A 14,749-nucleotide genomic window follows, 5' to 3' on the forward strand; every position below is an offset into this window, starting at 1 on the left:
ATCGTGCCCAAGCTGACATAGAGAGAGCTCCCATGACCTTCCGTGCGCGACGCGAAGCACTGCGTTCGATCCTTGCGGGCACCGGCTGCGTTCGGCCAGGTTCGGTCTACGATGCGACGTCGATCCGGATTGCCGAGGATCTCGGCTTCGAGGTCGGCATGTTCGGCGGCTCCGTCGCCTCACTCGCGGTGCTCGGCGATCCCGACATCGCACTGATTACGTTGACCGAGCTTGCCGAGCAGATGCGGCGGATGTCACGGGCCTCTGCTCTCCCTGTGCTTGTCGATGCCGACCACGGCTATGGCAATGCACTGAACGTCCGCCGCACGGTGCAGGAGCTTGAGGCCGCCGGCGCCGCTGGCCTCACCATCGAGGACACCTTGCTGCCGCAGGCGTTTGGCGAGGCCAAGACGCAACTGATTCCGCTCGATGAAGGCATCGGCAAGATGAAGGCGGCGCTCGACGGCCGCGGCGATCCATCGCTCGTCATCATTGGCCGCACCGGCGCGGTGTCGATCACCGGCCTTGACGATGCAATCGCGCGAGCAAAGGCCTATGAGGCCACCGGTGTCGATGCGTTGTTCTTCACCGGCATTAAGGTCAAGGCGGAGCTGGAAGCGATCTCCGCGGTAACGACACTGCCGATCGTGCTCGGCGGTGCGCCGGAGGAGATGGCTGCGCCGGATTATCTCGCGGGCCTGCGCGTGCGGATTGCGCTGCAAGGCCATGCGCCGTTCGCAGCGGCGACGCAGGCGGTCTATGAGACGCTGAAGGCGCTGCGCGAGGGCGCGTCGCCGAAAAGCCTGAAAGGGCTGCCATCCCCGGAACTGACCGGCCGTGCGATGCGCGAGGCTGAGACGAAAGCGCGCGGCAGCGAATTTCTCGGACTGAAGAAGTGAGCGACACGATCCGTCATGTCATGATCCGCGGTCGCGTCCAGGGCGTCGGCTACCGCGCCTGGGTCGAACACCAGGCGCACCTGCGCCGGCTCAATGGCTGGGTACGCAACCGCCGGGACGGCAGCGTCGAAGCGGTGTTTGCCGGGCCCGAGGCGGTCGTGTCGGGAATGATCGCCGCGTGCCGGCGCGGGCCGACCGCGGCACGCGTCGATGCCGTGCAAGACGACGCCGGCCGCCCCGATCTGCTCAACCTGCGCGAGGCAGGGGAGGCTTTCTCGGTGCTGGCGACGGTGTAGGTGCGATCATGTGAGGCCGTGCGCGGCCCCGTGCTGAATCGTCTCCAGCGGTCGCGCTTCGGTTTCGCCGAACACCTCGGCAAAGGCCTGCCGGAGCGCCACGTCGACATCGGTGAGCGTCACCGGCAGGCCGAGATCGACCAGTGACGTGACGCCGTAGCGTGGGTCAACCACGCCGCAGGGCACGATCGCGGAGAAGTGCGCCAGATTCGGCTCGATGTTGATCGCGATGCCGTGAAAGGACACCCAGCGCTTCAGCCGGACCCCGATCGCTGCGATCTTGTCCTCGAATCCCGATCCCTTGTCCGGCCGCTTGACCCAAACGCCGACGCGGTCCTCGCGGCGCTCGCCGCGGACATTGAAGGCGGCAAGGGTGCGGATGATCCATTCCTCCAGCGAGGCGACATAGGCGCGCACATCCGGCCGGCGCCGCTTCAGGTCCAGCATCACATAGGCCACTCGCTGGCCCGGGCCGTGATAAGTGATCTGACCGCCGCGCCCGGTCTGGAATATCGGGAAGCGCGCCTCCAGGAGGTCGCCGGCCTTGCCGCTGGTGCCGGAGGTGTAGAGTGGAGGATGCTCCAGGAGCCAGACCAGTTCGGGCGCTTTCCCGGCGGCTATATCGGCGACGCGTGATTCCATCGCGGCGACAGCGTCAGGGTAGGGCACCGGGGCATCCGAAATCCGCCATTCCACGGCTTCTCCGCCGTCTGGGTGCGCGAAAATCGTCAAAACAAGGTCTTGGCGGACATTAACCATTGGCTAACCATCACGTGGTCAGGTGGAACCACAATCTAATCCCGGTTTGGCGGTTCAAAAGTGCCTACCCTCGATAAAGTCAGTGTCGATCTCATGGTGGTGCTCGGCACCACTACCATGCCCATCCACCAGGTCATGCGGCTTTCCCGCGGTGCCATCATCGAACTGGATGCCACCGAGGCCGACGAGGTGAAGATCCTCGCCAACAACCTGCCGATCGCCAGCGGCGTGGTGCTGGTCGACCGCAACCGGATCGCGGTCGAGGTCAAGCAAATGCTGCCGAAATCCCCGGATGTTAGGTAGTTGATAGGCCACTTATCGGCTTGTCCCCCACCTTCCGATTTGTTACATCCCGCGCCGTCGATCCGGCGGCGCGCCCTTTAGGTTCCCTCCGGCATCCCAAGCGCTCGTGGCGGAATTGGTAGACGCGCTGCCTTGAGGTGGCAGTGAGTAAAATCGTGGGGGTTCGAGTCCCTCCGAGCGCACCACCCCCACGATTCGCATTGAAATCATTCAGCTTTTTTCGGAAAGTTACTCCGATTTGCGGGAATGGTTACTACTTTGTTCTCCATTCCCGTTCCCAGTCCGTTCGTGAGTGACAGCAGGTCCGCCCCTGTGGACTGGTCATAGGCCACGATCCGCTCCATCCCCGTGATTCCGAGCTTCTCCCGACGGGCCTTGGCGATGTAGTGCGCCGGCATCTTCGGGTCGGTCCAGCCGAACATCGCCATCATCTGCGCCTCGGTGCATTCGGCATAGGCGGCGACCTCGGCCCGCGCCTTCCGTACCCCATGGCAGTTCTTCTTGGGTTGGTTGACGCCGGCCAGGATCGCATAGGTCTTGAACTTCTTGGCCCACGACTTCTTACCGATCGGCAACGTCTTGCCCTTCACGATCTTGCCGGTGAATGTCTCCTCGCCAAGGATGCCGGCAGCGCGTGCTGCGCGCAGGCTGGCGGCAAAATCCGGATGGACCGGCACCGTGACGGTGGTGCGACCCTGGCTCTTCTCAGTCGCGATCGAGATCACGGTCTGACGCACCATCGCCTGCAGGTGCTTCGGCCCGAACCGGGCGGCGTCGCCGACGCGCAGGAAGGTGTAGTGCAGGATGTCGAACATGAGCCGCGCCATGGTGCCGAGCGGCCACCTCTCACGGAATTTGGCCATGTCCTCGTCGGTCCATGGCACCCAGCCGCCGCTCTCGCGGGAGGCGCGCGACTTGCCGGATTTGAGCCCGACGGTCGGGTCGTCCTCTTCCTTGAGGTGGCCGGCGTCGATCATCCAGCGGATCATCGCGCGCAGGGCTGAGAGCAGGTTGCCGGCCTGCGTTGGCGTGCGCAACTTCATCTCGGTGCGGACCACATCCCTGGTCAGCAGCGAAAATGGCTTTTCGCCGTTCTCCTCCAATAGACTCTCGATCAGGCCGGTGCGCTGCGTGCGCGTTGACTCCGAGAAGCCGCGCAGGCCCAGCTGCTCGCAGCCGAGCCAGTGATCGGACGCCTTGTAGAGTAGCCAGTACCAGCGCAGCGTGCCCTCGACGGGCGGCGTCGTGATGATCTTGCGCGGAGCGGAGCGCTGCTTCTGCGCCCGCACATAGTCGGTCTCGTTGCCATAGAGAGAAATCTGCTCGACGATCGCCTTCTCGACCTCGCGGTTGAAGTCTTCGCTGCCATACTCGCCCCTGATACGGATCTTTGGCAGCTTGTCGCGCAGCTGCACGTAGTAGCGCAGCTGTCCACGGTGAGAGACATCGGCGTGCAGATAGCGCCGTTCCGGCTGGCCATCGTGACGCTCGAATTCCAGACGTCGCATTTGTACGGTTCCTCCGAGGGCTTTGACTGCCGCCTCGAAAGCCGCATCGAACTCGGGTGTACCGTACTGTTCGGCAATGCCGATCCTGCGGCCCTTGCGATTGAGCCTGACGTACCAGCGCAGCTTTCGCTGCGGCCCGTAGCGGTCGAAGTACAGGTGCATCCGCGCATCATCGGCGCGGCGAGGGCAGTCGGGGTTGGGTTTGCGCATCGGAGGTTTTCCCTGCCAATGCGCAAGTGGTGGCTGAAATTTCCCCCGCTATCAATGGTCGCCGGCGCCGCGCAAAGCCTTGCTCGGAGCGGAAAAAGTCCATTCAACGCCGTGCGAAGCGGGATCATTTCCCTCTGCTTCCCCACCGAGGGGGAGGGCTTCCGCATCCGCCTGGCGCTCGAAAAATACGTGGACGCTGCCATCAGCGCGCACCTCGGCGTAGGCCGCGCCGGCATGCTTGGCCGCGCGCAGCACGCGCTCGATATCGGTGGAGTTGATGGCAGACGGCCGGCGCGGCATCAGAACGGCCCCGGCCGGTGATAGAACGGCTCCAGCGGCTGATTACCGGGCACATAGAGCGGGCGTCGCGGATCGTCCTTGCTGCGCATTTGCTCCATGTCGCGGCGCAAGCGCGAATTGTTCTCGATGCTGGTCTGCAGCTGTTTGGCGATCGATGCGTCGACCCGCTCGATGCGGGCGGTCGTGTCGTCCATCAACGTAACTCCGGAGCGAAGGGGATTTCGTCGTCCAAATCGGTGCGAACCGACGGCTTGCCACGGCTTCCGCTGCCGTAGTCATCGCGCGAGCGCGTAATGCCGTAGTCGCTCTCGTCAGGCGTCGGCCTGCCGCCGCCCTCGCTCTTGTCGAGCAGCGTGATCTCGCCACGGGTAAGCCGACAGCACGACCTCGGTGTTGTAGTGTGTTACCCCGTCCTTTTCGTATTTTCTGGTCGCCATCGCCCCTTCGACGTAGAGCTTGGAGCCCTTCTTGACGTATTGCTCCACGACCTTGGCAAGATTCTCGTTGAACACGACGATGTTGTGCCATTCGGTTTTCTCTTTGCGCTCGCCGGTGTCCTTGTCCCTCCAGCGCTCGCTGGTGGCGACGGAGAACCGTGCGATCTTGCGGCCATCACTGGTGGTGTGCATCACCGGATCTTTGCCGACGTTGCCGAGGAGAATGACTTTGTTCACCATGACGGTTAGTCCTTTCGGATGATGGTATCGCGATCGGTGATGTTGGGGCGCTGGCGGCTTTCCTGCGCGACCCGATTGACCCATTCGGTCAGGTCGGGTTTCGGCTGCGGCCACTGCCAGAACACATCGCCATTGATCGCGAGCTGCGGGCGCTCAAGCAGGCCCGCTTGCATCAGGCCCTCGGCCTCTTCGGCGCTGCCGATCCAGACCGGCGCGGCCTCGTAAACAAGGTCGCAGGTCTTGCCGGTCTCATCATTGGCATAGAGCACGGCCGGGCCGGCATAGAGCCGGCGGTTGAGCGCGAAATAGCCCAACGTGTCGGCTGGCGCGAACAGGCTATCCTCGTCGACCACGATGTTGAGACCAAGCCAGACCGTTCCGTGGTCGACTCTGCCGGGATTGAGACCGGCGATGCGCTGAGCCACGCGAAGATCGATAACATCAATGAGTCTGGTGGCGCGCGCCTTGGGATCGATGGTCTCGAACTTCATCGCTTCAATCTTTGATTTCGATCTTGCCGTCGAGGAGCTTGGCAGCTTGCTCGACGCCGCTCTTGCGCCTGCTGGTGGTCAGGTCGGTGGACAGGCCGAGCATGGCCAGCTGGCCAAAGGCCTTGCCGTCGGGCTCGAGCAGCAGCACCGCGCCGCCGACGATGCTGGAAAACTGTCCAGCTTGGGCTTTCAGTTTCATGGGGACGGCTCCTCTTTGTACGGCTCGACGTAGAGCATCACCGGCGGTTGACCGCCGACGACGCGCAGGATGACGGGGCTGCCTTCATTGAGGGCCTTAAGCTCGTCTGGCGTCGGCTCCCAGGCGCTTTCACAGCAAACCATCTCTTCGCCACGCACGAAGATGCGAACGGCGAGATGGGCGCAGGGGCCATCCTTGTCAGGGTCCCTGCCTTTCGGGGCGCCGAGATAATGGGTCGAGCCCTTGATGCGTATCGGGATCATTCGCTCACCATGCGCTGCGCCATCGAGATCGCGTCGGAGAGCCTGATCGGCTCGAAGTTATGGCAGTCCACGCCAACATCGAGCCGGCCGGTGACCTTGCGCGAGCGGCCGTGGCCGTGGCCGTGCAGCATTACGGCACCGCGCGTCATGCCGTTCCAGTCCTCAATCGGATAATGGAACAGCACCACGCGCTGGTTGTTCTCGCCGGACTTGAATTCCTTGTACTTGGTGACGCTCTGCCACGTCAGGCCCTTGGCGCCCTTGTTGTCGTGGTTGCCGATGACGAGGTGCTTGTTGCCCGGCAATTGATGGAAGATGGACGCGCCGTCACCAAAGGCGAAGTCGCCGAGGTGGATGACATCGTCATCGGGCTTGATCAGCCGGGTCCAGCGCTGGACCAGCTGGATGTTCATCGCGGTGATCGACTCGAACGGCCGGTTGCAGAGCGCAATGATGTTCTGGTGGTCGAAATGGGTATCGGCGGTGATCCACGTTGTCATGCTTGCACCTCTCTGAGTGCGGTGGCGCGCGCCCGGTTCAATTCCGCCATCTGTTCCTCAGAGCCGCCAGCGTCGGGGTGGCGCTTGCGGGCCAGGGCGCGATAGCTGTCCTCGATCAATTGCTTGGTGACATCGGTCTTGCGGCCGATACCGAGAATGTCGCGCCAGTGCTTGCCGGCGGGCGAGGGCAGGGCCTTGAAACCCTGGAAGGTGGCGCGCACCAGTTCCAGCGTGCCGTGCCGCAGCTCGGTACGCCTCGCTTCCAGGATGTGGTGGATCGCTTGCAGGTTCGCGGCCGGGGTGTCGTAGCGGTCGACCGGAATGCAAACCTGCATGCCGTCCCAGCCGAACCACACCGCGACACCGGGATCTGGCGGCCGGCTGCCGGTGCTCGCGGTCAGCGGGTTGAGGTCGATATTGCTCGACAGCACCGGCGAGGTGACGGCCTTGCCACTGTCCTTGCCGAACGCCTCAAGGCTCCGGCGGACATTGGCCACCGCGCCGTTGAAGTCGGTACGGAATCCGCCCGAGGTCCGCGCGTATTTCCAGCGCGGGAAACCCTCCGGCCATTGCAGGGGGTAGGCTTGAACCTGGCCTTTATCCATGGCGCGGGCGCTCCTTGAACCTGTACTGGGAAAAATCGGCGCCGGCGTAGGGGATGAGATAGAGACGGCGCTTGACCCTCTTCACGGGTTTTTGCCTTGGCTTGACCGGGAAATAGCAATGCTTGCAGCCGCGATGGCCCAGGTGCCTGATCCTGGGCCGGCGCCATGTCAGCCGGGCGGTCGGGCTCTTGCAGGACAACTTGCCGAGATAGAACAGTATGGTCGTATGGTCGTGGTTGAGCATGGCGGCGATCTGGTGTGTCGAATATTTGCCGCTGGCTTTGATGCGGCGCGCGGCTTCGATGCGCGCTCGCACCACGCGCGGGATGCGGCATTTTTCGGTGATGCGCTGCGCCGGCACCGCAAACTCAGTCGCAACCGATTCGATGATCGCGAGAACCGCCGAGTTCATTACGCCGGCTCCGCGGTGGCATCGACAACCTGCGGGTCCTCGACCTGCGAGGCGCAGTGATGACAGAGCGTGACGGGGCCGCCCATCTTGTCCATGGCGGCTTCGACTGCTTTTTCCGGCGTCTCGGCCGCGAGCTTGCCGAGATACTTGGTGCCGGTGACCTGTCCGTAGACGGGATACTCGGGCATCAGGAAACCCTTTTCCAATTGCGAAAGTTGATCACGGCGCGGCGCGCGGCCTTGTGCTTGCCACTGAGCGACCACAGCGTGAGCGCAAGACCGAACACGTTGACGCCAAGACCCCGCCAGAACTCCATCTCGTTCATCGAATGCTGCCCGGTCTTCGGGTTCTGATGGCAGTCGTGGCAGAGCGGTACGGTCCACTGGTCGCTCGGCTTTTCGCCCATGCCGGTTGGCGGCTTGCCGTATTCGACGCTGCCGGAGCGGACATGGGCGGCCTCGCCCGCCGGCTCCTTTAAGCAGGATGCGCAGGGCAACCGACGGACGAACGCCAAGTGCCGCTCCGACCGCATGCGCGGGCGACGCTGGTTGTCCTCGCCCAGGAGGCGAGGGCGTCTCCTGGGCTGTCGGGAGGATTTCAGCAGTGATCCCGGAGGCACCGGTGGAGCGACACGAGCCATGTTAATTTTAGCCTGCGCGAATTTGAGAGCGATGGCGCCGAGGATGGATGCAAAAATCCACGTCAAGGCGAACACCGGGAAAAACTGCGCGGTCTCTTTCGGCACGCGGAAGCAGCGCACCAGTGCGCCGCAGCCGATCGCGAACATGAACAGCGCGACGCCGACAATCGGTGAGGCGACCACGATCCACATCACATCACCACGGTGATGCGCTCGGCCGCGCGAGTCAGACCGGTGTACAAATGCCGACGGGCATCTTCGCGAAACACCTGGCTCTGGTCGAACAGCATCACGCTGCCCCATTGCGAGCCTTGAGACTTGTGAACGGTCAGGGCATAGCCGTAATCGAACTCGTCCGATTCCCGGCGGACTTCGCGCGCAAGCTCGCCCTCGCGACCCTCGAAGAAATAGGGGTGAACCTGCGCCAAGACGTCGGCCTTGGTGACGCCGGCATCCTCGGGCAGCAGCCGCATTTCGATGGCGTTGCGGCGCATCTTCAGGACATCGCCAACGCTCCAGATGCCGCCGTTGAGCAGGCCCTTCTCCCTGTTGTTGCGCAGGCAGACCAGCCGGTCGCCCGGAAGCGGCATGCCGCTGTCCTTGCCTTTGATCTGGCGGATGCGGTCGTTGTACATCCGCCTCGTCTTGTTTAGGCCGACCAGAACCTGATCGTGCGCAATCACGTCATCGGGGCTGATGTCCTTGCGCGAGACGACGCGACTGTCACCGAAGCCGCCATAGTCGAGCCGATCGCCGCTGCGCACTTTCATGGAAAGGTGGATGATCGGGTTCTCCCGCGCCTGCCGGTGAACCTCGGTCAGCATGATGTCGGGACTGGCATTGGTGAAGAAGCCGGCGCCCTTAACCGGTGGCAACTGCGCCGGATCGCCGAGCACCAGCACCTTGACGCCAAAGCTGAGCAGATCGCGGCCAAGCTCCTCGTCGACCATCGAGCATTCGTCGATGATGACGAGTTTGGCGTCCTTGACCGGGCTGTCCTGATCCAGCACGAAGCGCGGCTGGCCGCCGATTTCATCCTGCAGCTTGTAGATCATGCTGTGAATGGTGGAGGCGCCAACGCAGCCCTTGGAGCGCAGCACCAGCGCCGCCTTGCCGGTGAAGGCGCCGAACTTGACCCGGCCCTTGACCTGCTCGCGAAACTCGCGCGCCAGCGTGGTCTTTCCGGTTCCGGCATAACCGAACAGTCGGAACACCTGATTGGCCTTCTTGTTCTTGATCCAGCGGGAGACGGCTTTCAGCGCCGCCTCCTGTTGCGGCGACCAGCTTGTCATTGTCAGTCCGGGTTCTTTCGGGCGGGCCAGCGGCGCATGGTGTCGGCCAGATCGAGCGCTTCCTGCACCTTGTCGTTGGGACAGCCCGCTGCGCGCGCCCAGATTGCCCACTTCTCGACCAGATCGGCCGCCAAGGCGTCCTGGGCGCGGAGAACAAAGACAGGCTCGTCGTCAGCGGCCTTGCCGAGGCAGCCTTCGCCGCGCGCGGCGCGCTCGCGCTCCTCTTTAGCGAGACCCATGGACGGCTCCATTGGTCCTGGGCTGGTTGAGCGCCGTCACGATCCTGGCAGCCCAGTCGCGGTCGACGACAGAGGCGATGGTCTGCCGATTGACATAATCCATATCGACGGCGAACCGCTTGGCGTCGGTCTCGGCGGGAACGATCAGGTAAAACTCTTCCGTGTCATCACCCTGAACCGACCCACTGACAGTAACGGCTCTGACCTCCATGTCAGACCTCGCGGAACGAACGGGAGAACGTCATCGCCTCCTCGACTGGGATCTGACCGCGCACCCGCTTGAGGTGGACGGCATAGAGGTCGCGGATGTCCTGACGGTCCTCGTCCTTGAGCAGATCGATTTCCGGTTGGAAGGTCAGTTGGACCGCCTTGCACTCATCCTCATTGTTGCAACTCTCCAACTTGTAGGAGAGGCGGGCACCAAGGGGCGCGGCCGGCGAGGGCTCGTCGTCATCCGAGATCGGGTCATCATCGAGCACGTCGCCCTGGCTGTGCTCGATCGCGGCGATCCGGTCGGCGTCGGTGACGCCGCCGTAGACGATCTCCTCCGGCGTGTAAGCGCCGATCAGGACTTCCGGAATCCACAATCGCCCCCAGGCGCGCACCGAAAAATAGTGAAACTGAATGCGCGGATCGGATGTCCATAGTGGCGAGTTCTTGACCTTGATGTCCTTGAACTTCGGCGAGGTGTAGACGCGCCGCACACCCTGCTTGTTCTCCGGGTCCTTGCTCTTGACCATCGCAACGACGGTGCAGACCAGATCGGGACCTTCACCGTCGTAGGTGACCTCGATGTCGGAGAGCACATGCGGCGTCATGTTGATCACCGCGTTGATGGTCTTACCGCCATAGGCAACGATGCCGTTGTTGACGATGTAGGCATCAGTGATCAGATCGAACGGCAGAAAACCCCAATGCGCGGCCTTCTGGATCACCGAGAAACAGCCGCCAACGTTGCGCCGGAAGGCGGGCGAGACCGCGTTACCGGCTTCCGCCATCACCTTGGCCAACTGAATGGCTTCCTCGAAGGTGCGCGGCATCAGCGCGACGTTCATCGGGTTGGCGATGGCCAACTCCCGGTGCTCGCTCCCGACGGTGCGCTCGGCGAGCGCGGTGGTTTGGTTTCGAGACATCAGACAGTTCCTTTCGTGCGCTCGTGATAGTGGTGTTGGGCGGTGAACTTGGTGTCCTCGTCCATCTCGTCGGCCTTGAAGATGATCCATTCGAGATAATCGAGCGGGACCGCCGTCCACTCTTTGCCCTTGTGCTTGCCGAACCGGATCGGGCCGTGTAGCAGCACCGGCTCCGCGCTCCATTTGACGAAGAAGTCGATGACACGCTCGATCGGGTGGCCGCGGTCGAGCGCGATCTGCACCTGCTTTAGGAAGATGTGCGCTGTCACCCACGTGTCGGGACCGGCACGATGCGGCGGCATCGCCCATTCCGTGAACGAAGCGCCCAGGACGCCGTCGAGGTCGAGCATGTAGCGCAGCGTCTGGTTCTTGTGGTTGGGCAAATCCGGCCAGAGCCGGCATGCGACCTTGCGGGTGCAAATCCAGCGCGCGCCGTCCGGATCGAAGAACCGGCGCTCGAAGTCGCAGAAGTGCGCCACGAACACATCGGGCGAATTGATGTTGTCGTTGACGAGGCGGCGCTGCCAGTCGAACTCGACATAACCGCGCAAGCGGATTTCATCATCGGTGATGTGATGCACGCCGCGGGCGATCGGCGAGATCGGCATACCGGGATCGACGAAGCCCGCCACCGGATGCTCGACATGGCCGTCACGGCGGAAATCAACGTCCGTGTACGCAAATTCCAGTACGGCGTCGTTCTTCTCGTCGCCGGTCGCGGTCTCGAAGTCGATGACTCGAGCGAGCATCAGATCAATTCCTTGTCGATCGCCATGCGCTCGGGCAGCGTGATGTTGGCTTCACCGAACTCGTCGCCGCTGTTGAACTCGACCACGGCAGCCGGAATCCACACCGCGCTGTCGCGGTCGCCGTCCGTTGAGACCAGGAGCGCTTTCAGCGAGCCATCGCCGTTGCGCGTCACATGGTGAACCATCACGTCGATATCGGTCAGCTTCGTCATGGCCGGTACTCGCGCGCCTGATCGATGCCGGCCATCATCGCTTCGCGCAGCTCGAAATGGGACATCTGGTGATCCCTGTGCATCAACATCGCCAGCATCTCGGTGAGAGTCGTCGCGGTCTGTGCGATGTTCTGCAATGCGTGCGGCTTGCAGCAGCCTGCGGCCGACAACGAGACGGCGACCAGCCGGACGCTGGCACCGCAAACCACGGAATGCACATCATGGCTTTCGAGGCGCTGCGCCACCGCAAGGCGCGTCATCAGGGTTTCCATCGCCAGATTGGCGACCCGTGCAGCGCGGTGGGTGTTTTCGAGATATTGCTGGTCGTTCATGCGGTGCCGATCCCCATCCATGAGGGCAAATCTTCTGAGGTGAGATTGTGGGCCTCTGAGACGTCGACCCAGATGTCGGTGCCGAACACATCGAGGTGGCGGCGATAGCGCTCTAGCGCGAGGCGGATTTCGCGCTCGGCGGCCTCGTGGTAGTCGGCCTCGGGAAAGTAATCGACGCGCTTGGCGATCGGTGCGTTCTCGGCGTGATAGAAAATCCACACGTAGCGGAAGTCCTTGGTCGCAACGAGCCGCTTGAGCCACGACGACGACACCTTGCCGAACACGGAGCCGGCCTCGACCAGTGCCGGAATCTGCCGGCGCGCTTCGACATAGTGCGCGGCCTGAATGTCGTATCGATGTGCCGCGATGGTCTGGAAGATCGCGATGTCCATCGGCTTGTCGCGCCAGTTGCGGAATGACTTGAGATCCACCACCGCCTTGAAGCGCAGATAGTCGAAGCGCGCCTTGAGGCGGATGCCGTTGCGCGTCCAGAACACCGAGACCTCGGGATAGCCGTTGGTGAAGGCGTTGGCGCAGGACGGGTTCTTGGTGATCATCATCGAGGACAGCGAGACGCTGTCGTAGACCTCCGGCTTCAGGACGATGCGTCCCTCTGCCAAAATCTCGGCCTTGGCCACGATCTCGTCCCACACCGGCGCATCGGGATCAGCCGCCAGCACGCGCTTGATCAATGCGTCCTTATTGCCGGTGGTCGCAAAGCCGCGCAGCTGAAGCCAGCGCTTCATGTGCTCCATCGTCACCATCAGGTTGGGAAAGTCGCTTTTCGCCGGACCGCGGTAGTAACGCTCCTCGAATGCCTTGCGGCCCTCGCAGATCAGCGCGTGGAAGGCGGAGCCCCAGGTGCTCCAGTCGGTCTCGCGGCGCTCGCGGACCGGGTTCATCCACGAATTCCACCAATACTGCGCTGGATGGATCAGCAGGTTGCGGATGTCGGTCGAGCCGAGCGCGGTATCGTCGTGGTACTCGTCGGCGCCCATGCCGAAGTACACCCCGTCCGGGTGCTCGCGGATGACCTCCGGGGCTTCCTGCTCAGGGGCGAGCGGGGCGGTTTCGATGGTGGAGACGGCGTCCTCGGACATGGCTGATTTCCTCCCGACGCGCGGAAGATAGGAGGAAATTTCCGCCGGTGTCAAGCGTAAAAGTGGAAAGGGGGAGGGAAATCCCCTTGACGAAATCCACCCACGAGACGAGACGTCGAAAAAGAAAACCCCCCGAAGCGATTCAAGGCTTCGAGGGGATTATGATCCGGGTGAGCGGTTCGGTTTTGCCAGCCAGCTGCGCCCACGCCGTAAGGAGTGATCGATGTTGTATAGACCCAACGGAAAGAGCACAAGATGTGGTGGTGCTGCGATTCTGGACTGCACCGGCCCTGACAGCCACAACGTCAGCCGGGAATGGGCGCATCTGGTGATGGGCGCCTTCGGCGCTCACGCGCGGGTGCTCAAGCTCGTCATCGCCCTGAAAGACCTGATTGCTCGCTACGGCTACGCCAATGCCGGAAACGAATACCTGGCTGACTATTGCCACCTCGATGTGAGGGCGGTGGAGCGCGGGCTTACGGACATGGAGCGGGCCGGGTTCATCGTTCGAAAGCGCCAGAGGCGGCAGCGGAACATCTATCCATCGTTGCCAGCGGACACCGGCTGCGGCAGCCGGGTATCCTTCCTCGAAGATGACGAGTTACCCGGCTGCGACAGCCGGTCAGTAGCCGGTCACGGTGACCGGTCTAACCCGGCTATGGCAGCCGGGTATACCCGGTCACCACAGCCGGTCATAAGGGATTCTAAGGGGCCGGCGGCTTCGCCGCCCGGCCTTATTGAAGGAGAAGGGAAAGGAGATGAAACGCCAGATTGGATGAAGGAACCTTCAATTCCGAAACGCAGGCATCAGGCCTGCGACCATGTGGATTTCAACAAGTGGCCGTTCGGAGACTGAGCCGCGCGCCATGGGCGCGCTCAAACGATCATTTTTCAATCAAATAAACCGGATGAATGCTGATGATCTCGGATCGCTTGAAGGTGGTTTTCTTCGGCGGGTTCAACTGTTGGACCACGGCGCCCGATTCGGTGAGGGAAACGTATTCTCGGATGTAACCGGTGACGATGTCCTGCCTATCTTTTTGGATCTTGAGCACAACGTCATCCCCACGACGTGGCGAGCGGGACGGATCGACGTAGACAATGTTGGCCGGGTGAAGCCTCGGCTCCATGACGTCTCCAGAGACCATCACGGCATAGGGATCAACCACCGAGACAAGCTTCGGCGGGCAGGGGAGGTTACCAACCTCGGTGAAGGAAAAGCTGCCGTCGGGGTCTGGGACTGCCTGTCCGTAGAGCGGAATCATCTTGGTAAAATTCCGGACCTGCAGATCGGCGGCCTGCTTAGCCACCCGCGGCACGGCGAATGAGGTGCCCGAGCGACCGTTCAGCCATTCCAGGCTAACCTCAAGAATTTCGGCGGCCTGTGCCAGCGCATCGTTGCTGACGCTGCGCTTCTTGCCTTTGAGAAAATCGCGGAAGTAGGTACGGTCGCGGCCGACCTGGACCGCCAATTCGGTGGGGTTGGTCTGCTTTTTCTCGATCGCCTCCTTAAGACGCTCTTTCAGCAAATCGTTGGTGGTCATTTCAGATTGAGCCTCAGCCGGTTGCGGGTTCGTTGGGGGTATTTTACCCCATGGTTCCCCGTCAAACGAGGCGGAAATATCCGCCT

General features: G+C 62.6%; 25 protein-coding genes, 1 tRNA gene and 1 pseudogene. 5 read left to right on the top strand and 22 right to left on the bottom strand.

The annotated features are described in order from the left end of the window. Positions 1 to 32 precede the first annotated feature (32 nt). Both ACZXDY_RS15770 and ACZXDY_RS15775 read left to right on the top strand, forming a co-directional pair. Positions 33 to 899 carry an isocitrate lyase/PEP mutase family protein gene (locus tag ACZXDY_RS15770; RefSeq protein WP_028164005.1) on the top strand — a complete coding sequence of 289 codons (867 nt, stop codon included), beginning with the start codon at positions 33 to 35 and terminating at the stop codon, positions 897 to 899. Beyond that, complete coding sequence (locus tag ACZXDY_RS15775; RefSeq protein ID WP_464346107.1) at positions 896 to 1,195, top strand: acylphosphatase; 300 nt, start codon at positions 896 to 898, stop codon at positions 1,193 to 1,195. Before ACZXDY_RS15770 ends, ACZXDY_RS15775 begins: the two co-directional genes overlap by 4 nt. A gap of 6 nt (positions 1,196 to 1,201) precedes the next feature. Here ACZXDY_RS15775 and lipB read toward each other — a convergent pair whose 3' ends face one another. Then, on the bottom strand, positions 1,202 to 1,954 hold the full coding sequence (gene lipB, locus ACZXDY_RS15780) for a lipoyl(octanoyl) transferase LipB (RefSeq protein ID WP_464346108.1): 753 nt from the start codon (positions 1,952 to 1,954) through the stop codon (positions 1,202 to 1,204). A 60-nt stretch (positions 1,955 to 2,014) separates the two neighbouring features. Between lipB and ACZXDY_RS15785 the strand changes: the two genes are divergently transcribed. Together ACZXDY_RS15785 and ACZXDY_RS15790 are read left to right on the top strand one after the other, a co-directional pair. Further along, entirely contained in the window at positions 2,015 to 2,257 is a 243-nt protein-coding gene (locus ACZXDY_RS15785) for a FliM/FliN family flagellar motor switch protein (protein ID WP_028164002.1), read from the top strand. A gap of 100 nt (positions 2,258 to 2,357) precedes the next feature. After that, positions 2,358 to 2,442, top strand: a tRNA-Leu gene (locus tag ACZXDY_RS15790). A 21-nt stretch (positions 2,443 to 2,463) separates the two neighbouring features. On the opposite strand, the gene ACZXDY_RS15795 is transcribed toward ACZXDY_RS15790, so the two are convergent. The 20 genes and pseudogenes from ACZXDY_RS15795 to ACZXDY_RS15890 form a co-directional block, all read right to left on the bottom strand. Continuing rightward, positions 2,464 to 3,975, bottom strand: a complete 1,512-nt coding sequence (locus tag ACZXDY_RS15795) for a hypothetical protein (RefSeq protein WP_464346109.1) — start codon at positions 3,973 to 3,975, stop codon at positions 2,464 to 2,466. A 51-nt stretch (positions 3,976 to 4,026) separates the two neighbouring features. Next, entirely contained in the window at positions 4,027 to 4,275 is a 249-nt protein-coding gene (locus ACZXDY_RS15800) for a hypothetical protein (protein WP_464346110.1), read from the bottom strand. Continuing rightward, entirely contained in the window at positions 4,275 to 4,469 is a 195-nt protein-coding gene (locus ACZXDY_RS15805) for a hypothetical protein (protein WP_464346111.1), read from the bottom strand. Before ACZXDY_RS15805 ends, ACZXDY_RS15800 begins: the two co-directional genes overlap by 1 nt. Continuing rightward, positions 4,469 to 4,952 (bottom strand): annotated as a pseudogene (gene ssb / locus ACZXDY_RS15810) (single-stranded DNA-binding protein). The gene ACZXDY_RS15805 and the pseudogene ssb overlap by 1 nt, the downstream one beginning before the upstream one ends. A 5-nt stretch (positions 4,953 to 4,957) precedes the next feature. Continuing rightward, positions 4,958 to 5,443 (bottom strand): hypothetical protein, encoded by a 486-nt coding sequence (locus tag ACZXDY_RS15815; RefSeq protein WP_464346112.1) that lies wholly within the window; start codon positions 5,441 to 5,443, stop codon positions 4,958 to 4,960. A gap of 4 nt (positions 5,444 to 5,447) precedes the next feature. After that, positions 5,448 to 5,642: a hypothetical protein gene (locus ACZXDY_RS15820; RefSeq protein WP_464346113.1), complete on the bottom strand. Its 195-nt coding sequence runs from the start codon at positions 5,640 to 5,642 to the stop codon at positions 5,448 to 5,450. Beyond that, on the bottom strand, positions 5,639 to 5,905 hold the full coding sequence (locus ACZXDY_RS15825; protein ID WP_464346114.1) for a hypothetical protein: 267 nt from the start codon (positions 5,903 to 5,905) through the stop codon (positions 5,639 to 5,641). The genes ACZXDY_RS15820 and ACZXDY_RS15825 overlap by 4 nt, the downstream gene beginning before the upstream one ends. Next, the gene (locus tag ACZXDY_RS15830; protein WP_464346115.1) at positions 5,902 to 6,405 is read right to left on the bottom strand and encodes a metallophosphoesterase family protein; all 504 of its coding nucleotides are present in this window, start codon (positions 6,403 to 6,405) and stop codon (positions 5,902 to 5,904) included. Before ACZXDY_RS15830 ends, ACZXDY_RS15825 begins: the two co-directional genes overlap by 4 nt. Next, on the bottom strand, positions 6,402 to 7,010 hold the full coding sequence (locus ACZXDY_RS15835) for a J domain-containing protein (protein ID WP_464346116.1): 609 nt from the start codon (positions 7,008 to 7,010) through the stop codon (positions 6,402 to 6,404). Before ACZXDY_RS15835 ends, ACZXDY_RS15830 begins: the two co-directional genes overlap by 4 nt. Continuing rightward, a complete protein-coding gene (locus ACZXDY_RS15840) occupies positions 7,003 to 7,422 on the bottom strand; it encodes a hypothetical protein (RefSeq protein WP_464346117.1) in 420 nt (139 codons plus the stop codon). Before ACZXDY_RS15840 ends, ACZXDY_RS15835 begins: the two co-directional genes overlap by 8 nt. Further along, positions 7,422 to 7,610: a hypothetical protein gene (locus tag ACZXDY_RS15845; RefSeq protein WP_464346118.1), complete on the bottom strand. Its 189-nt coding sequence runs from the start codon at positions 7,608 to 7,610 to the stop codon at positions 7,422 to 7,424. The genes ACZXDY_RS15840 and ACZXDY_RS15845 overlap by 1 nt, the downstream gene beginning before the upstream one ends. Then, positions 7,610 to 8,254, bottom strand: coding sequence for a DUF968 domain-containing protein (locus ACZXDY_RS15850; protein ID WP_464346119.1), 645 nt, complete (start codon positions 8,252 to 8,254; stop codon positions 7,610 to 7,612). The genes ACZXDY_RS15845 and ACZXDY_RS15850 overlap by 1 nt, the downstream gene beginning before the upstream one ends. Continuing rightward, complete coding sequence (locus tag ACZXDY_RS15855; protein ID WP_464346120.1) at positions 8,254 to 9,354, bottom strand: ATP-dependent DNA helicase; 1,101 nt, start codon at positions 9,352 to 9,354, stop codon at positions 8,254 to 8,256. Before ACZXDY_RS15855 ends, ACZXDY_RS15850 begins: the two co-directional genes overlap by 1 nt. Positions 9,355 to 9,356: 2 nt before the next feature. Continuing rightward, positions 9,357 to 9,593, bottom strand: a complete 237-nt coding sequence (locus tag ACZXDY_RS15860) for a hypothetical protein (RefSeq protein WP_464346121.1) — start codon at positions 9,591 to 9,593, stop codon at positions 9,357 to 9,359. Continuing rightward, positions 9,580 to 9,804 carry a hypothetical protein gene (locus ACZXDY_RS15865; protein ID WP_464346122.1) on the bottom strand — a complete coding sequence of 75 codons (225 nt, stop codon included), beginning with the start codon at positions 9,802 to 9,804 and terminating at the stop codon, positions 9,580 to 9,582. The genes ACZXDY_RS15860 and ACZXDY_RS15865 overlap by 14 nt, the downstream gene beginning before the upstream one ends. Position 9,805: 1 nt before the next feature. Further along, positions 9,806 to 10,726, bottom strand: coding sequence for a recombinase family protein (locus ACZXDY_RS15870; RefSeq protein ID WP_464346123.1), 921 nt, complete (start codon positions 10,724 to 10,726; stop codon positions 9,806 to 9,808). After that, positions 10,726 to 11,475 (bottom strand): hypothetical protein, encoded by a 750-nt coding sequence (locus ACZXDY_RS15875; protein ID WP_464346124.1) that lies wholly within the window; start codon positions 11,473 to 11,475, stop codon positions 10,726 to 10,728. The genes ACZXDY_RS15870 and ACZXDY_RS15875 overlap by 1 nt, the downstream gene beginning before the upstream one ends. Next, complete coding sequence (locus ACZXDY_RS15880) at positions 11,475 to 11,687, bottom strand: hypothetical protein (protein WP_464346125.1); 213 nt, start codon at positions 11,685 to 11,687, stop codon at positions 11,475 to 11,477. Before ACZXDY_RS15880 ends, ACZXDY_RS15875 begins: the two co-directional genes overlap by 1 nt. Next, positions 11,684 to 12,019: a hypothetical protein gene (locus ACZXDY_RS15885; RefSeq protein ID WP_464346126.1), complete on the bottom strand. Its 336-nt coding sequence runs from the start codon at positions 12,017 to 12,019 to the stop codon at positions 11,684 to 11,686. Before ACZXDY_RS15885 ends, ACZXDY_RS15880 begins: the two co-directional genes overlap by 4 nt. Continuing rightward, on the bottom strand, positions 12,016 to 13,119 hold the full coding sequence (locus ACZXDY_RS15890) for a PD-(D/E)XK nuclease-like domain-containing protein (protein WP_464346127.1): 1,104 nt from the start codon (positions 13,117 to 13,119) through the stop codon (positions 12,016 to 12,018). The genes ACZXDY_RS15885 and ACZXDY_RS15890 overlap by 4 nt, the downstream gene beginning before the upstream one ends. 223 nt (positions 13,120 to 13,342) lie before the next feature. Between ACZXDY_RS15890 and ACZXDY_RS15895 the strand changes: the two genes are divergently transcribed. Further along, the gene (locus tag ACZXDY_RS15895; RefSeq protein WP_464346128.1) at positions 13,343 to 13,975 is read left to right on the top strand and encodes a hypothetical protein; all 633 of its coding nucleotides are present in this window, start codon (positions 13,343 to 13,345) and stop codon (positions 13,973 to 13,975) included. Positions 13,976 to 14,003: 28 nt separating this feature from the next. Here ACZXDY_RS15895 and ACZXDY_RS15900 read toward each other — a convergent pair whose 3' ends face one another. Continuing rightward, positions 14,004 to 14,663, bottom strand: a complete 660-nt coding sequence (locus ACZXDY_RS15900; protein ID WP_464346129.1) for a LexA family transcriptional regulator — start codon at positions 14,661 to 14,663, stop codon at positions 14,004 to 14,006. Positions 14,664 to 14,749: the final 86 nt, after the last annotated feature.

This window comes from Bradyrhizobium sp. LeoB3, assembly GCF_055456055.1.

Bases quoted from the DNA above. Each gene is read 5' to 3' on its own strand.
- ACZXDY_RS15770 (WP_028164005.1), top strand. From the start codon at position 33: ATGACCTTCCGTGCGCGACGCGAAGCACTGCGTTCGATCCTTGCGGGC.
- lipB (WP_464346108.1), bottom strand. From the start codon at position 1,954: ATGGTTAATGTCCGCCAAGACCTTGTTTTGACGATTTTCGCGCACCCA.
- ACZXDY_RS15795 (WP_464346109.1), bottom strand. From the start codon at position 3,975: ATGCGCAAACCCAACCCCGACTGCCCTCGCCGCGCCGATGATGCGCGG.
- ACZXDY_RS15800 (WP_464346110.1), bottom strand. From the start codon at position 4,275: ATGCCGCGCCGGCCGTCTGCCATCAACTCCACCGATATCGAGCGCGTG.
- ACZXDY_RS15805 (WP_464346111.1), bottom strand. From the start codon at position 4,469: ATGGACGACACGACCGCCCGCATCGAGCGGGTCGACGCATCGATCGCC.
- ACZXDY_RS15815 (WP_464346112.1), bottom strand. From the start codon at position 5,443: ATGAAGTTCGAGACCATCGATCCCAAGGCGCGCGCCACCAGACTCATT.
- ACZXDY_RS15820 (WP_464346113.1), bottom strand. From the start codon at position 5,642: ATGAAACTGAAAGCCCAAGCTGGACAGTTTTCCAGCATCGTCGGCGGC.
- ACZXDY_RS15825 (WP_464346114.1), bottom strand. From the start codon at position 5,905: ATGATCCCGATACGCATCAAGGGCTCGACCCATTATCTCGGCGCCCCG.
- ACZXDY_RS15830 (WP_464346115.1), bottom strand. From the start codon at position 6,405: ATGACAACGTGGATCACCGCCGATACCCATTTCGACCACCAGAACATC.
- ACZXDY_RS15835 (WP_464346116.1), bottom strand. From the start codon at position 7,010: ATGGATAAAGGCCAGGTTCAAGCCTACCCCCTGCAATGGCCGGAGGGT.
- ACZXDY_RS15840 (WP_464346117.1), bottom strand. From the start codon at position 7,422: ATGAACTCGGCGGTTCTCGCGATCATCGAATCGGTTGCGACTGAGTTT.
- ACZXDY_RS15845 (WP_464346118.1), bottom strand. From the start codon at position 7,610: ATGCCCGAGTATCCCGTCTACGGACAGGTCACCGGCACCAAGTATCTC.
- ACZXDY_RS15850 (WP_464346119.1), bottom strand. From the start codon at position 8,254: ATGTGGATCGTGGTCGCCTCACCGATTGTCGGCGTCGCGCTGTTCATG.
- ACZXDY_RS15855 (WP_464346120.1), bottom strand. From the start codon at position 9,354: ATGACAAGCTGGTCGCCGCAACAGGAGGCGGCGCTGAAAGCCGTCTCC.
- ACZXDY_RS15860 (WP_464346121.1), bottom strand. From the start codon at position 9,593: ATGGGTCTCGCTAAAGAGGAGCGCGAGCGCGCCGCGCGCGGCGAAGGC.
- ACZXDY_RS15865 (WP_464346122.1), bottom strand. From the start codon at position 9,804: ATGGAGGTCAGAGCCGTTACTGTCAGTGGGTCGGTTCAGGGTGATGAC.
- ACZXDY_RS15870 (WP_464346123.1), bottom strand. From the start codon at position 10,726: ATGTCTCGAAACCAAACCACCGCGCTCGCCGAGCGCACCGTCGGGAGC.
- ACZXDY_RS15875 (WP_464346124.1), bottom strand. From the start codon at position 11,475: ATGCTCGCTCGAGTCATCGACTTCGAGACCGCGACCGGCGACGAGAAG.
- ACZXDY_RS15880 (WP_464346125.1), bottom strand. From the start codon at position 11,687: ATGACGAAGCTGACCGATATCGACGTGATGGTTCACCATGTGACGCGC.
- ACZXDY_RS15885 (WP_464346126.1), bottom strand. From the start codon at position 12,019: ATGAACGACCAGCAATATCTCGAAAACACCCACCGCGCTGCACGGGTC.
- ACZXDY_RS15890 (WP_464346127.1), bottom strand. From the start codon at position 13,119: ATGTCCGAGGACGCCGTCTCCACCATCGAAACCGCCCCGCTCGCCCCT.
- ACZXDY_RS15895 (WP_464346128.1), top strand. From the start codon at position 13,343: ATGTTGTATAGACCCAACGGAAAGAGCACAAGATGTGGTGGTGCTGCG.
- ACZXDY_RS15900 (WP_464346129.1), bottom strand. From the start codon at position 14,663: ATGACCACCAACGATTTGCTGAAAGAGCGTCTTAAGGAGGCGATCGAG.